Annotated in this window: 13 protein-coding genes; 9 read left to right on the top strand and 4 right to left on the bottom strand. The window is 38.8% G+C overall.

Annotated features, from left to right (window positions below; all coding sequences use genetic code 11):
• Positions 1-140: 140 nt before the first annotated feature.
• Together FFU37_RS17870 and FFU37_RS20450 are read right to left on the bottom strand one after the other, a co-directional pair.
• The gene (locus FFU37_RS17870) at positions 141-1,163 is read right to left on the bottom strand and encodes a hypothetical protein (protein ID WP_239022742.1); all 1,023 of its coding nucleotides are present in this window, start codon (positions 1,161-1,163) and stop codon (positions 141-143) included.
• Between the two features lie 3 nt (positions 1,164-1,166).
• Positions 1,167-1,385 (bottom strand): UPF0149 family protein, encoded by a 219-nt coding sequence (locus FFU37_RS20450; RefSeq protein WP_239022741.1) that lies wholly within the window; start codon positions 1,383-1,385, stop codon positions 1,167-1,169.
• A gap of 195 nt (positions 1,386-1,580) precedes the next feature.
• Here FFU37_RS20450 and FFU37_RS17865 point away from each other — a divergent pair, with 195 nt between their 5' ends.
• The 6 genes from FFU37_RS17865 (at position 1,581) to FFU37_RS17840 (ending at position 7,539) form a co-directional block, all read left to right on the top strand.
• Positions 1,581-2,318 (top strand): substrate-binding periplasmic protein, encoded by a 738-nt coding sequence (locus FFU37_RS17865; RefSeq protein WP_138490172.1) that lies wholly within the window; start codon positions 1,581-1,583, stop codon positions 2,316-2,318.
• Between the two features lie 10 nt (positions 2,319-2,328).
• Positions 2,329-3,069: a substrate-binding periplasmic protein gene (locus FFU37_RS17860; RefSeq protein ID WP_138490171.1), complete on the top strand. Its 741-nt coding sequence runs from the start codon at positions 2,329-2,331 to the stop codon at positions 3,067-3,069.
• 291 nt (positions 3,070-3,360) lie between these two features.
• Entirely contained in the window at positions 3,361-4,959 is a 1,599-nt protein-coding gene (locus tag FFU37_RS17855) for an ABC-F family ATPase (RefSeq protein WP_076914907.1), read from the top strand.
• A 512-nt stretch (positions 4,960-5,471) separates the two neighbouring features.
• Complete coding sequence (locus FFU37_RS17850) at positions 5,472-6,215, top strand: ferredoxin--NADP reductase (protein WP_138490170.1); 744 nt, start codon at positions 5,472-5,474, stop codon at positions 6,213-6,215.
• Positions 6,216-6,465: 250 nt separating this feature from the next.
• The gene (locus FFU37_RS17845; protein ID WP_138490169.1) at positions 6,466-7,209 is read left to right on the top strand and encodes a nuclear transport factor 2 family protein; all 744 of its coding nucleotides are present in this window, start codon (positions 6,466-6,468) and stop codon (positions 7,207-7,209) included.
• A gap of 9 nt (positions 7,210-7,218) precedes the next feature.
• On the top strand, positions 7,219-7,539 hold the full coding sequence (locus FFU37_RS17840; protein WP_002962108.1) for a hypothetical protein: 321 nt from the start codon (positions 7,219-7,221) through the stop codon (positions 7,537-7,539).
• Between the two features lie 469 nt (positions 7,540-8,008).
• Here the strand turns inward: FFU37_RS17840 and hemH are convergent, their stop codons facing one another.
• Positions 8,009-9,028 (bottom strand): ferrochelatase, encoded by a 1,020-nt coding sequence (gene hemH, locus FFU37_RS17835; protein WP_138490168.1) that lies wholly within the window; start codon positions 9,026-9,028, stop codon positions 8,009-8,011.
• A 74-nt stretch (positions 9,029-9,102) separates the two neighbouring features.
• Entirely contained in the window at positions 9,103-10,431 is a 1,329-nt protein-coding gene (gene nosR / locus FFU37_RS17830; RefSeq protein ID WP_138490167.1) for a response regulator c-di-GMP phosphodiesterase, NosR family, read from the bottom strand.
• A 233-nt stretch (positions 10,432-10,664) separates the two neighbouring features.
• Between nosR and FFU37_RS17825 the strand changes: the two genes are divergently transcribed.
• From FFU37_RS17825 to arfA, 3 genes are all read left to right on the top strand, one after another.
• Positions 10,665-11,618 carry a sensor histidine kinase gene (locus tag FFU37_RS17825; protein WP_138490166.1) on the top strand — a complete coding sequence of 318 codons (954 nt, stop codon included), beginning with the start codon at positions 10,665-10,667 and terminating at the stop codon, positions 11,616-11,618.
• Between the two features lie 255 nt (positions 11,619-11,873).
• Positions 11,874-14,414, top strand: a complete 2,541-nt coding sequence (locus FFU37_RS17820) for a TonB-dependent receptor plug domain-containing protein (RefSeq protein ID WP_138490165.1) — start codon at positions 11,874-11,876, stop codon at positions 14,412-14,414.
• 204 nt (positions 14,415-14,618) lie between these two features.
• Positions 14,619-14,819 (top strand): ribosome alternative rescue factor ArfA, encoded by a 201-nt coding sequence (gene arfA, locus FFU37_RS17815; RefSeq protein ID WP_138490164.1) that lies wholly within the window; start codon positions 14,619-14,621, stop codon positions 14,817-14,819.
• Positions 14,820-14,933 lie beyond the last annotated feature (114 nt).

Raw genomic sequence — 14,933 nt, 5'->3', positions numbered from 1 at the left:
TTCATTATTTGTTTAATCTACAGGAACAGGCGCATTAAATATAGGCTTAATAAGTAGAAATTTTTAAATTAATACGCTGTTATTATTAAGTGCTTATGTTGAGCACTGAGCGCGATATAAATCACGCTAAACGTTTTTCGTTACTTTTTTCTCAACCAAAAAAGACTCGCAGGCACCGAAATCCACGCCTGCTTACCTAACGAATCAAGATAAACAGCGACTTCTTCTTTACTGCCTGGGCTGAAGTATGGCGATTGTTGTTCTTTTAGTTTTTCTTGCCCTGTAAGTATTTTGGTAAAGTGTTTATTTTGCTGCTGGAGGATTTTTTTGTAATCGTTAGCGGGTTTTGAATCACCATGCTTTACAAAAGCACTTAGCGCACGGCTTGCTGTTGTGTGTAGTTCTTGAAAATCAAAGTCGGCCAATAGAGCATCCAACTTGTCCCATTGTTTATTGATGATTAGGCAGTTCATTAATAAAAAGCGGTTTGCTTGATTGTCGTTTGGGTTTAGCGTTAATAACGCTTCGAGTTCTGACTGCGCTTTTTGGGTATAACCATGCAGCGCATGTATTTTTGCTCGATGCGCGCGAAGCATCATATAAGGGCGGGTTTCGTGCAAGCCCCAAAAGTGCCCAGTGTTGTCTTTAATAAATTGCTTTGTTATGAGCCCACTTTCCATTATGTCTAGCAACATTTGTATTGGCTCAAGTGCTTTTAGCTCGGTGTCGGCAAGTACCAGTTCAAGTAATTCATCAAGCTCATCTAATTCATCCGGTTCTTCGTCTAAAAAGCTGTTGTTAAATTCAGCCTCATCTTCATCACTTAAAGTTAGGTCGTTACTAAATCGAAGTTCAAAAATAGCGTCGGCCATAAAATACACATAATTACGTTTATATTCTTGGGCGTTATATTGGGCAAATTCACCAAATTCTTTTGTTGCTGCTTTTTCATTAGAAAATGCTTTTAAAACGCTGCTTAGATTATTAAGAGCCTGCTTTTGCCCTGCATCAAGCATACGTTTATTTATATTTTTAAGCGCCTGTAAAACCCCTTTACAGTAACTTGGTAGGGGCATGTTCGGCTTTAGTGAATCCCGATAGTCTTGCTTAGATAGGCTGCATTTTGCTGGCATTTTTAATTCGTTTTGAATTACTTTATCCATGCTTTAGTTATACAACGCCATTAAGCTTTCGAGGTATTTTATCTCGCTCTCTTTTTGAAGGTTAATATCTCCAAATAAATCAGGTTGCCACTCGCTTGGGGGAAGCATTTGGGGTAATGCACCTAACCCCATTAAATAACCTTGTATAAAATAGTAGTTTGGTTGTTTAGTGCTTAATTCACTGAGTTTTATAACATTGTTGCGAATTTTAGTTGGCGACATAACGTGCCCTGCTATGTATAAATTTATTATTAGTGTACCCATAGATAAGGTTACCAACAACGTTAGTTCGGTTGTTTTATCCTTAAATTGATTTTTAACGATTTATTTACACATTTGAACAAACCCGTGCCGCTAAAATACAAAAGCTGGTTTATACTGTTGTAATAATGAGCAAAATAATAACTATGAGGCGTAATGAATAAATTAATTACCGTATTTTTATGTTTGCTGTTTACGGCTCCATTTAATGTATTTGCTTGTGAAAGAACCTTTAGCGTGGCATCGCACGATGCTTTTTGGCCGCCTTATGTAATGGGCATTAACGGTAAGCTGCAAGGCTCTGAGGTTGATGCACTCAACATTATATTTGCTGACTCCCCTTTTTGTTTTGAAGTTAAGTTACTGCCAAATTCTAAGCGGGCTTTTATTGAGCTTAAATACGGCCGTATTGATTTAGGGTGGGCTGCAAGTTATACAGATGAACGCGCTAAATATGTGCACTTTAGTGATAACTACCGAACTGAGGTTATGCGCTTATACGAAAACAAAAATAATCAGCATAGCGTTAAAAACCTCGAAGACATTTTTAAACAAGGCTTTATTGTTGGCGCTAACTTTGGAAGCTATTACGGCGAGGAGTTTGAGCAATATAAAACTAAATATAAAAAGCAGATTGAATACACCAGTGCAACCAGTAAACGCTTTGAAATGCTTAATAAACAACGTATTGATTTTGCTATTGAAGACGAGCTAGTGGGTGCTTATTTTGGCAAAAAAGGTTCAAATATCAAATTAGTAACCGACATTGAGCATGTAAATAAAGACGATATTTATTTAATGTTTAGCAAACAAACGGTGTCGGTTAGTGAGCTTGCAATAATTAATGAGCACATAAATAAAAACAAAACAGCACTAAAAGCGCTGTTTGAATAGTAGGAGCGTAATGAAAACTTTATTTTTAGCGTTTACAACGCTGCTATTTACTCAGTTTAACGCCCTTGCGTGCACTAAAACATTGGTAATGGGCACTAACGAAACTAATTGGCCGCCTTATCTTGTAAAACAAGGTGATACATTTTTAGGCACAGAAGTGGATGCTGTTAGGGCTATTTTTAAAAATTCAAAATTTTGTATTAAATGGACTTATTTCCCTAGTTTTTCGCGTGTTCAAGCTGAGCTTAAAAATGGTCGAGTAGATATAACCTACGCGGCAAGTTATACAGATCAACGTGCTCAATATGCGCACTTTAGTTTGCCTTATCGCGAAGAAATAATGCTGCTTTATAAACATAAAGATTCGGCTGATGTAACCAGCTTAGCTGATCTTTTTAGTCAAGATTTTACAGCAGGTATTAACCGAGGAAGCTTTTTTGGTGATGAGCTTGAACAACTCAAAACCAAATATTCAAAACAGGTCGTGCTTACTGCTCAAGCAAATAATCGATTTAGCATGTTAGATAAAAAACGAATCGACTATGTTATTGAAGACTCGGTGGTTGCGCAGTACTTTGTGAAAAAACACTCTTCAATTTCGCAGGTAAAAACTATTACACCGATTAACGTTAACAATGTGCACTTTATGCTAAGCAAGGAGTCGCTAACACTTGATGACGTGGCGACTGTTAATCAGTTAATTACCAAAAATGAGGCGGCTATAAAGTCAATTTACCAACCTATGCATTAAAACATAGCTAATAACTTAGCTATTTGGCGCCCCCTCTTTAATATTGCTTGGCATTAGTAATTATTTACATTGTGGCTGTAAGTACATTCAACGCTACATACGTTAAAAATAGTGACTTAAAACCGAGAATTGCCGTTATTTTTACTTGGTTATAAATTAGCTGCCTTTTATCTTTCATTCGTTGTGGCTGATCTGTATAATTCGCCAGCTAATTTACCCTATTGTCTGGTTCTTGTTTGTGGCGTTTTGCTGCAGCGTACTCCTGTCAGTACTAATCTAGGATTACCTTTTTTGATCTCCACCGCAAATATTACGATGCAGTTTGGCGCAGAGCCGTTGTTTGAAAACATTTCAGCTAAATTTGGTAACGGTAACCGTTACGGTTTAATTGGCGCTAACGGCTGCGGCAAGTCGACTTTCATGAAAATTTTAAGCGGTGCGCTTGTTCCAAGTGCGGGTAATGTATCTATTACTCCAGGGTTAAAAGTAGGTAACCTAAGCCAAGACCAGTTTGCTTTTGAGCAATACAGCGTTGTAGACGCGGTAATTATGGGCGACGTGGAGCTTTGGAAAGTAAAGCAAGAACGCGAACGTATTTACTCGTTACCAGAAATGAGCGAAGAAGACGGTATGAAAGTTGCCGATCTTGAAAGTGTATTTGCTGAAATGGACGGTTACACGGCAGAAAGCCGCGCTGAAGAAATTTTGCTTGAAGCGGGTATCGATAAAGAATTTCATTACGGTTTAATGGCAAACGTTGCTCCAGGTTGGAAACTACGTGTGCTTTTAGCACAAGCGTTATTTGCAAACCCTGACATTTTACTACTTGATGAGCCTACCAATAACTTGGATATTCATACAATTACGTGGCTTGCTAACGAGCTTAACAAACGTAAATGTACGATGATTATTATTTCGCATGACCGTCACTTTTTAAACTCGGTATGTACACACATGGCCGATATTGATTACGGTGAGCTGCGTATTTACCCTGGTAACTATGAGAAATTTTTAGAAGCTGCGGGCTTACAACGCGAGCAACTTTTAGCTGAAAACGCTAAAAAGAGCGCTGAAATTGACGAGCTACAAGACTTTGTTAACCGTTTTGGTGCTAACGCTTCAAAAGCCAAACAAGCAAGTTCGCGTGCTAAAAAAATGGATAAGATTAAGCTTGATGAAGTTAAATCTTCAAGCCGTATGAGTCCATCGCTTTCGTTTGACGAAGGTAAAAAAATGTATCGTCAGGCGCTTGAAGTTAATAAGCTTGGCCATGGTTTTGATGGCGAAACGTTATTTAGCGGCGGCGACTTTTTACTTGAAGCTGGCGCTAAGCTTGCTGTAATTGGCGAAAATGGTGTGGGTAAAACTACATTTTTACGCTGTTTAGTAGACGAGCTTAAAAGTAACGAAGGCGAAATTAAATGGTCTGAAAATGCGAGCTTTGGTTATTGCCCGCAAGACAGCACTAAAGATTTTGATAACGATTTAACGTTGTTTGATTGGATGTCGCAATGGCGTACAGCTAAGCACAACGATTTAATGGTTCGTGGCATGTTAGGCCGTTTGTTGTTTACAGCTGACGATTCAAACAAAAAAGCGCGTAACTGTTCTGGTGGTGAAAAAAACCGCCTGTTATTTGGTAAGTTAATGATGCAAGACGTTAACGTGCTTGTTATGGACGAACCAACTAACCACATGGATATGGAAGCCATTGAAGCGCTTAATAACGCGTTAAAAGATTTCCAAGGTACGCTTATTTTTGTAAGCCATGACCGTGAGTTTGTTTCGTCATTAGCTACACGTATCATTGATATTAAAGATAAAAAAGTAATCGACTTCCAAGGTACGTTTGACGAATACCTAGCAAGTTGTGAAGAGAAAAAAGCGTAACCTTTTTCTTATTGCTTATAAAGCGGTGCTAAATTTAGCGCCGTTTTTTTATGTCTGGAATTTGAGTTTAACTATAAAATTAATTAATAAAGGCTTAAATAAATAATTCACTAAGAGGTTAAGAGGCGCTACGCTTTTAGAGTCAGTGATAAAATACTCGTTTTCTGGCTTGGCTCTTCTCATTTACTCCTCTTTGGCTTCTCCTAGTGCAATAGTTTTTCAAGTAAATAGTTCACTAATGGTGATATAAGACGCAGCGCTTTTAAAGTAAGTGATAAAATAAAAAACACTGTTTTTTGACTTAATTTTTCTTAGTTACTGCGGCTTCGCTTTCCCTTATGCAATTAATGGCTCTTATCGCAGAGCTGATTATTTACATTATTTTATTGGTAAATTCTGGACTCATCACTGCTTTAAATCTAGTCATATTCTCCTGTAAGTCTTTGTCACTTAATGCTAATGTTGATGGAGTGAATTATTTAAAACTTTAATAGCTAAACCAAGAGGTAACTATGTCTAATTGGGTTGAAGCAACAGTAAAAAATGTCACGTGGTGGAGCGAAACACTCTTTAGCTTAACCGTTAATGCAAACGTAGAGCCGTTTAAAGCTGGCCAATTTACAAAGCTTTCAATAATGGATGGCGACAAACGTATTGCTCGGGCTTATTCATATGTGAATGCCCCTGAAAACCCCGATCTCGAATTTTATCTTATTAACGTAATTGACGGTTTGCTCTCTCCTCGTTTAGCTACCTTACAACCTGGCGACACAGTATTAATAGAACAACACGCAACCGGCTTTTTTACCCTTGATGAAATACCACAAAGTGATCAGCTTTGGATGTTAGGGACTGGCACTGCCATAGGGCCTTTTTTATCGATATTACAACAGCCCGATGTATGGAAAAAATACAAAACTATAAATTTAGTGCATGGCGTACGTTTTAATAACGACTTAAGCTATCAGGCACTTATTAACGAGCTATTAAGAGTGTACCCAGCACAACTCAACTATATTCCGGTTGTAAGTAGAGAGGAGCCATTACAAGGCTTAAGTGGGCGAATTACTAACGCAATTGAGAGCAACCGCTTGTTTGAACATGTAAAGTTAAACCCAAAGCCTAGTAACGCGCAATTTATGATTTGCGGAAATCCACAAATGGTAAAAGACACAACCGCGCTACTTCTCGATAAAAACTTTACGCGTAACCGCCGTAAAAACCCCGGCAATATTACGGTAGAGCAGTACTGGTAGGCTTCAGTGGTGGTATTAACTACCCGATAACGTTAAAATTTGCTATGTTGCACCCTTATACCAATTTTATCAAAAATATGGTCATTCTATCGCATTGAATAACTCACTAACTGCGTTAAAAGTTATTCATATAGAACAACTATATGTCACAATTTTCGCGTTGTTATTGTGCTATTTTTTAACGCTATAATAGATCGCCTATTTAATGTAATTGGTATTACACGTATTTAGTGTTCATTTTAGGAAAGTTATGAAACCGTTATCTATTATTTTAGCCTCATTAGTCACTACCGTTGCGCTAATTACTTATGCCGCAGAGCAAAGCGAGCCTGAGAAAAAAGAGCCGCAAGTTGAAACTCAAACAAGCGTTGAAAAGCCAAAAGTTGAAAATGAGCAATCAGTAACTCAAACCAACACTGACGACAAAGTAAATACGCTTGAATACAAAGCGCCAGAGCTTAAAAAGCCAACAATTGATGCGACTAAACCAGACGATTCAAAAGTATTAGGTAACGAGCAAATTAAACCTGCTGAAAAGCCTAAAAATAAAATAGAAAAAGCAGTGGCTGTAGCCGAAGCTGAAAAAGCAGTAACGCAAGCAAAAGAAGCACTTACAGTTAAGCAGCAAACTAAAGCTAAACAATCGCGCGAATCACTTGCTGTGGTAGAGCAGCTAGTTAAAGCATATAACGCACGTAACATTGAAGAGTTTCTTCGTGTATATGCCGAAGATGTTGAGTTTTATATTTTCCCTAATGAGCTATTATTTAAAGGTAAAGAAAAACTAATAGAACGTTATGGGCTAATGTTTAAAAAGTTAAAGTGTATTCACTCATCACCAATTAAGCGCATAGTGCACGGTGATATAGTGATTGATCACGAACTTTCAGAAACTTGTTCAACTGACGAAAACGTAGTTGATAAACGCTCAGAGCTTATTTCGAGTTATCAAATTAAAGATGGGAAAATAGTACGCGTACTGTTTTTTAGATAAAGGCTTTAAATGCAAATAAATGACGACAAAAAAATTCGCTTAATGTATCGCATTGAGCCAGGTTGCCTTGGACCTAAGGGTGCTGAGCATATTGAAGATTTTTGTCGTTTTGCAAACAAGCATATTAAATCCCCCTTTTATGGCCAATTTGTATTTTTACCACGTTACGATAAAACCATAGACGAGCGACAATACAGCGTTAACAGCCGTAATTTATCACTTGCTCAAGCTCGGGCTTACTTAAAGCACTTTGATATTAATATTGAAGAATTTGAAGAACAACTCGACGAGCTCCTCACAAAAGCGATTGATTTATACTTTAAGCGATAGCGTTTAATTGCTGTTGCTTAGGTATTGCCTCCCCTCAAACGTACATTTTTATTTATTTTAATTATTATTAAAAAGCTGCGCGTCTACGGTAAGCATTGTATCGAATTTGACGTAATACGTTGTTTTGTAGATGTAGAGCTTGCTCACGTTAGAAGCGTAGCTTCTCCTTGTTTTGTGTATAGGGTTTGATACATATGTAGCTTAACAATTTTGTAAAAGCGTTGCTTTTAAACGCCAGCAAGCTGCACGTCTACAGGTGTTTATACCAAAGTTTAAGAGTATGACTTGTAGAGCACTTTCTTGCACGAGAAGCACAGCTTTTGATTATTTACTCACCTAAAAACTACGTTTTTACATGCTGCCATGGCTGCCCCTCTACAACAAAATTTTAAAAGCCCTAAAAACAAAAAAGCGGTGTTAATTTTAACACCGCTTAATGCGTAATATATTTAGCTTTAGTAAGCTTGGGTTACAACATAGGTTTTATAACATCAAACACAGCTTCTATATGGTCGTCTCTGTCGTTTAGTGCCGCTATGTAACGGTATTTTTCGCCGCCTGCGTTTTCGAATATTTCACGGTTTTCACCTTCTAGCTCTTCAAGTGTTTCTAGGCAGTCGGCGCTAAAAGCAGGACTTATAATAGCTACATCGGTAATACCTTCATCAGGTAAGGCTGCAAGAGTTGCGTCGGTATAAGGCTTTAACCACTCTGCTTTACCAAATCGACTTTGAAAAGTACTAATTACTTTGTCTTTATCAAGGCCTAGTTTTTCGACAACTAAACGCGTGGTTTGTAAACATAGGCAATGGTACGGATCGCCGCGATCTAAAAACAATTTAGGCATACCGTGATACGAAAAAACAATTTTTTGTGGCATACCATTCGCTTCTAAATCCTCACTAATACTATTAGCAAGCGACTCAATGTAACGGGTGTTTTTATGATAGCCATTTATAAAATGTAGTTCTGGCACCCAGCGCCATTTTCGCAGTACGCTCGATACAGCATCAAACGTAGAACCCGTAGTTGGGCTAGAATATTGCGGGTACATTGGTAAAATAATTATACGCGTTAAGCCTTTATCACGAAGCTCTTCAAGGCCTGCCTCTATTGAAGGGTTGCCATAACGCATTGCCATTACTACTTCAGTATTGGTATAACCTTGCTCTTTTAATAAGATATTTAGCTTTACGCTTTGCTGGCGAGTGATGTGAGTAAGCGGTGAGCCGTTTTCGGTCCATATACTCTCGTATAATTTAGCCGAACGTTTAGGGCGTACGCGTAAAATAATGCCATGTAAAATTATCATCCATACCAAGCGTGGTATTTCTACAATGCGTGGATCTGATAAAAATTCGCGTAAATATGTACGAAGCGCAGCCGCTGTTGGTGCATCAGGGCTGCCTAAGTTAGTTAGCAGTATTCCCGTTTTTTGGTTAAAACGCCCATCATGGGGGTTGTCAGTAACCGCAGAAAATCGCGACACAGAGTGCTCCTTCAAGCAAATTCAATAATCTATTTTATGCACATTGTAACGAAAAAAACTGCGGTTTAGATCAATCATTTAGCAGTTTTCACCATTATTCTGAACGGGGCTGGTTTTTTCGATTCTAGCTGTTGGAGTTTTTCTATCGATTTACTGCCAAATACATGACCCTTAGGCAGCAACATTATGCCCGTATGGCTGTGTAGAGCATGGCCCAGTACCATTTGCTCTTTGAGTTCATGGGCGTTACAAATTAGCACTGATCCTGCTGAACTTTTTTGTTCGTGTAGTTTTGCATGGCTTGCTTCAAGTGCACGTACAATTTTAGGATGATAAAACGATCCACTATAAAGTTTTACACTTTCGAGTGCGTCATCGTGGCGCTGCTTTTCATCACTAGCATTGCTCTGCTCAAACGCGTCCCAATAGTCGCGCGCTAAACCTAGCACCATAGCGCCTATAGGTATGTCGTTTCCGGCAAGGCCTTTGGGCATTCCGTTTCCGTTAAAGCGCTCAAACTGATAATAAATAGCATCCGACAAGTCATGTAAATGTATTGCTGGCATTAACATTAATTGTGCAGTACTTGGATGAGTATAAAAGGTTTTGCGTTGTTGCTCGTTTAAGCGGTTAACTGGTTTTTTATATAGATCAGGATCCATAGCAAGCAAGCCTATTTGCGCTAAGTAACCAGCCATAGGGGCAAGATCAATGCTTTTTTGCGACAAGTTTAAGTAAAGTGCTATTTGTGTGCAGGTATTAGCAATATTTTGTGCTTTGTTGCCATCTAGGTAAGGGTTTGCGTTAACAAAATTATATAGCAGCTCTACGGTCGATTTATGCTCTTGTTTTTCGCGCTCGTTGGCGTCTTCAAGCTTTTTTAAAACCTGTTTGATTTGTAAAGTGCGTTTTTCTACTCGTTGCTCAAGCGAATTATTAAGCTCTAGCAACTCTTGGTTTTGCGCTTTAACTTGTGCCTCTAATTTTTGATTTTGTTTTTTTAGTGCAAATTTTTCTAGGCTATCTCTAATGCTACGAAGTAATAAATCGTTTTGCCAAGGCTTTTGAATATAACCATTTATTTGGCCTTGGTTAACAGCCGCTAAGGTAGTTTGTATGTCGGCGTAACCGGTTAATAAAATGCGTTGAGTGTCGGGTGCCAGCGCACGCGCTTTTTCTAAAAACTCGGCACCGTTCATTACCGGCATACGCATATCGCTAATAATTAAACCAAACTCATGATTTTTAAAAAGCGTTAGTGCACTTTGCGGGTTATCGCAAACAATAACCGACAGGCCATTTACTTCAAGTAGCCGTGTTAACGTGCGTAGTACTATTTCATCATCATCAATGCAAAGTACATCAACCTGATTTATTGGTGTGCTTGGTGTTACTTGAGTCATTGAGTCGCCTTTAAATTACTTCTGGTTAAATAATAGCTTAAAAAAATATTCTATGGTGCGTTTGTGACTACCTTTTATGTTAAGTGGTATTTATATAATGGGGTTATTAGCAATAAGTGGATAATTACTCATGCATATCATGCATAATATTAGGCCTTGGCTGCACTAAAGTTGCAAATTTGCATACAGACGACTAAACGTTAAGTATAAAGTTATCTATATGGATGAAGGGAATGGATGGATCAGATGGTAATTTTGAACGTGCTTTTTTAAACGAACAAAAGCTGCGCTTAGCTGCAGAGCAATTACTCAAAGATAAAAGTAGCGTTTTAGTTGCCATAAATAATGAACTACAAAAAAAAGTAGCCGACTTAGAACACCAGCAAATGCTGTTTGTGCAAACAGAAAAAATGGCGACCTTAGGTACACTGAGCGCAGGCGTTGCCCACGAAATAAATACCCCACTTGCCTATGCAATGAGTAACGTAGAGAGCCTACAAAACGCAAGCCCTTTACTAGTAGCGCTGCTAAAACTTAACGAACAATATTTAAATAACGAAATTAAAGAGAGCCGTTTTAAACACGAAATCGATATACTCAATTTACAGTATCCGTACGCGTGGATTTATAACAATTTGCAGGGACAAATTAACGATAGCGTTGAAGGACTTAAACGTATAAAACAAATAGTGCATGACTTATTAAACTTTGCCCACCCCACCTCTTCTCAAGATAAACAATTAGCCGATGTAACAACGGGTGCTAATAATGCTTTAAGGTTATTGAGTAGCAAACTTAAATTATGCGAAATAAAAACGCGGTTTGAACCCCTACCACTCATTTGGTGCAATTTATCGTCAATTAATCAGATTTTTGTAAATCTTTTAATGAATGCTTGGCAAGCTTGCGAATTAGATTTAGAAAAAGGCTGCATTATTGAAGTCAATATTTTTGAACTCAACACAAATATTTGTATTGAAATAAAAGATAACGGTTGTGGCATGAATGAAGACACAATAGCGCATATGTTTGACCCTTTTTACACAACAAAAGAAGTTGGAAAAGGCACCGGTATGGGTATGACACTTGTATACGCTATGGTGAGCGATCACGGTGGAAAAATAGAAGTTAACAGTATATTAGGCACAGGTACGACCATTCGCTGCCTATTACCTTTAAAAGTGTAAAATAACGAACAAAACCACATTGTAAATAAAGTGTTAAACATTCTATTTTTTGATGTTCAATCCCTTCTTAGCGCGTATTTTAACCGATTTGATGTGGTTTTTTCTTATCTTTAAGTTTATTTGCATACTTAGACCAAACATTTAGTTTTTTTCATTTCTTTTTGTTTGCATATGTTGCTAGGATGTTTGCAACAGGTTATGAGCATCATAACCACACACATATTATTAAGAATACAAAAAAACAGGGTCGTCACTATGTCAACATACCGTTTAAACACACTTGCTGTAGCCGTTGCTTTCGCGTTTAGCGCACCAAGCATTGTTAACGCAGAAGAAGCACCTGTGCAAGCTGCTAAAAACATTGAGCAAATATCTGTATTAGGGTCGCGTGTATCTAACCGTACCTCTACAGAGTCTTCTTCTCCTATTGATTTAATTGACGCGGATGATTTAACTAAAGGTGGTTTTACCGAATTAGGCCAAAGCCTTCAAGCGACAGCGCCTTCATTTAACTTTTCGCGTACACAAGTATCAGACGGTTCTGATTTATTTAGACCCGCCACACTTCGTGGCCTACAGCCAGATCAGACCCTTGTATTAGTAAATGGTAAACGTCGTCATAACCAATCAATTTTTGGCCTTAACGGTACAGTAGGCGCAGGCGCTGCGGGTACTGATATGAATGCCATTCCGCTAACAGCACTTAAAGGCGTTGAAGTATTACGCGACGGCGCTGCAGCACAGTATGGCTCTGATGCTATTGCAGGTGTTATTAACTTATCTCTTAATAACTCAACCGGTATTACAACGGGTTTTGTACAATACGGCGGCACAAGTGAAGGTGACGGCGACACTATTTCAGCAGGTTTAAACCGTGGTTTTGAATTAGGTAACGAAGGCGGCTTTATTAACCTATCGCTTGAGTACCGTGATGCCGACGGCACTAACCGCGCAGAGCGCGATACGGGTGGTTCGCTTAATGTTGAACCAGGTACACTAAGTGAAGATGTACGCTGGGGCCAAGGTAACTCAGAAAGTGAATTTACGTCGTTATTTTATAACATGGCATTACCAATGGGCGACGGCGAGCTTTACTCGTTTGGTGGCTACTCTGAGCGCACGGCGCTGGGTAATGGTTTTTACCGTAACTTTAACGAAGCGTCTAAAAACGTAACACAAGTATACAGCGATGGTTTTTTACCGCGCATATATAACGAAGCACAAGATATTTCAGTAGCGCTTGGTTTTAAAGGCGATATAAACACAGACTGGACTTACGATGTATCGGCTGTTTATGGTGAAAACCAATACGATTTTACATCACGCAATACATTAAATGCTTCTTACGCGGCTGAGTATTTATTTAATAACCCAGATGCAAGCGATGCCGACATTGCAGCAAACTCAGGCCCTACTGGCGGTTACTCAGGTGGTTTTAGATTCGATCAAACAACGGTTAACCTTGATGTAAACGGTATTGTAGATATTGGCCGTAGTGAGCCTTTATATGTAACAGTAGGCGCCGAATACCGTAAAGAAAACTACGAAATAGTGCCTGGCGATGAAGCATCATACGCGTGTGGGTTAGCAAATATGGATACTTCGTACCCATCAGTAAACGATCCGGATCAATTTGCACAGTGTGGTTTTCAAGCTTATAACGGCCTTCGCCCTGAAGCGGCTAACGACAGCGACCGTAACAGCTACGCAGTTTATGTAGACGTAGAAACTATGATCACCGATGCATGGAACGTCAGTGGTGCGCTACGCTATGAAGATTTCTCAGATGCTGGGGATGATTTAATTGGTAAATTAGCAACACGTTATGAATTTTCAGATGACTTTGCAGTACGTGGTGCAGTATCTACTGGTTTTAGAGCGCCATCACTTCAACAAAGTGGTTATACAGCTTTTACAACTAACTTAGGCTCAGACGGCACATTAACGCAGTCGTTCACGGCAAACACAGGGACCGCTTTCCCAAGTGCTTTAGGCGTAGATAGCTTAGAGCTTGAAACATCAACAAACTACAGTGCAGGTTTTGTTTACGATGTAACAAGCGAGCTTTCGTTAACGGTTGATTTTTACCGTGTAGAAATTGAAGACCGTATTACACTTGGCAGCTTGCTTTCGGTTGACGATGTATCGTTTAGCTCAGAAGCGGTTGCAGCGCTACAAGCAACTGGTGCAGTGCAAGCTAACTACTTCTCAAACTCGGTTGATTCTACTACACAAGGTGTTGATATTATTGCATCGTACCGCACTGAAGTTGAAGGCGGTAATTTAGGAGTAACCTTTGCAGGTAACCTAAACGATACTAAAATTGACAACGTAAATGCAGAAGACGGTATTCCTGAAGCGGTTGCTTTTGATGATTTACAACGTAGCTTTTTTACCGACGGACAACCAAGTGAGCGCGCAACGCTTACGTTTGACTACGAACGCGATGCCTACACATCAACCATTCGCTTTAACTACTTTGGCGAAACAGACGTAAAATACTTTGGTAACGACCATATTTCATTACCAGGTGAGCTTTCGCCTACGGGGTCATTTAAACCAACAAGTACGGTTGAGTCTGCTGTGTTAGTTGATTTAAATGTTAGTTACCAAATTAATGACATGTTTGCGCTTTCGGTAGGTGCCGATAACGTATTTGACGAAACGCCAGATGAATTAGGCGACGACGAAGTACTTAATTTTATCACCAACGGCGCATTTAAATATCCAGTACGTGCATTGCCATACGGTTTTGACGGCAGAACGTATTACGCAAAAGTAAGCTTTAGTTTTTAATTTATCAAGCAAACTAAAGTAATATTAAGCGCAGTTATTAACTGCGCTTTTTTTATGCTTTTTTATTATTAAAAAGTACCTGTTGGGCATTAAAAATACTTGCGCGGTTGAAAATTAAGCCTACAATCGCCATCTCTTAAATAGGCCAATATAAAAGCCTCTTTATTATTTAACTTAAAATAACCATTAGTTGATAGGAAATATATGACTAAAAAATCTAAAGCAAAAACCGTAAACACCAGCGCGGTAGACACAGGACGAGGCGTTATAAACCACAATGCACTAGCGGCAATGGTCACCTCTAAATTATTTAAACCACAAGTGGTTAAAGCTAAAAAAGGCAAAGGTTCATTTAAACGCAACAACAAGCATTCAGGACAAGAGTCCTATTTAATCGCGGCTTAAATAGCACCGATCAAATAGGGCTTTTGAATATAGTAAGCGAGGTTTTATACCTCGCTTTTACTTTAAAGCATTTAAGCCACGTTACATGAGCGCGAAGTAAATTCGCACCTACGG

It is taken from the genome of Pseudoalteromonas distincta, from assembly GCF_005877035.1.
Taxonomy (GTDB): domain Bacteria; phylum Pseudomonadota; class Gammaproteobacteria; order Enterobacterales; family Alteromonadaceae; genus Pseudoalteromonas; species Pseudoalteromonas distincta.
This window is presented reverse-complemented; position numbering and strand designations above follow the sequence as displayed.

Coding starts and splice junctions, on each gene's coding strand:
- FFU37_RS17860 (WP_138490171.1), top strand. CDS start 2,329: ATGAAAACTTTATTTTTAGCGTTTACAACGCTGCTATTTACTCAGTTT.
- FFU37_RS17820 (WP_138490165.1), top strand. CDS start 11,874: ATGTCAACATACCGTTTAAACACACTTGCTGTAGCCGTTGCTTTCGCG.
- arfA (WP_138490164.1), top strand. CDS start 14,619: ATGACTAAAAAATCTAAAGCAAAAACCGTAAACACCAGCGCGGTAGAC.
- FFU37_RS17840 (WP_002962108.1), top strand. CDS start 7,219: ATGCAAATAAATGACGACAAAAAAATTCGCTTAATGTATCGCATTGAG.
- nosR (WP_138490167.1), bottom strand. CDS start 10,431: ATGACTCAAGTAACACCAAGCACACCAATAAATCAGGTTGATGTACTT.
- FFU37_RS17865 (WP_138490172.1), top strand. CDS start 1,581: ATGAATAAATTAATTACCGTATTTTTATGTTTGCTGTTTACGGCTCCA.
- FFU37_RS17870 (WP_239022742.1), bottom strand. CDS start 1,163: ATGGATAAAGTAATTCAAAACGAATTAAAAATGCCAGCAAAATGCAGC.
- FFU37_RS17845 (WP_138490169.1), top strand. CDS start 6,466: ATGAAACCGTTATCTATTATTTTAGCCTCATTAGTCACTACCGTTGCG.
- FFU37_RS20450 (WP_239022741.1), bottom strand. CDS start 1,385: ATGTCGCCAACTAAAATTCGCAACAATGTTATAAAACTCAGTGAATTA.
- FFU37_RS17825 (WP_138490166.1), top strand. CDS start 10,665: ATGGATGGATCAGATGGTAATTTTGAACGTGCTTTTTTAAACGAACAA.
- FFU37_RS17850 (WP_138490170.1), top strand. CDS start 5,472: ATGTCTAATTGGGTTGAAGCAACAGTAAAAAATGTCACGTGGTGGAGC.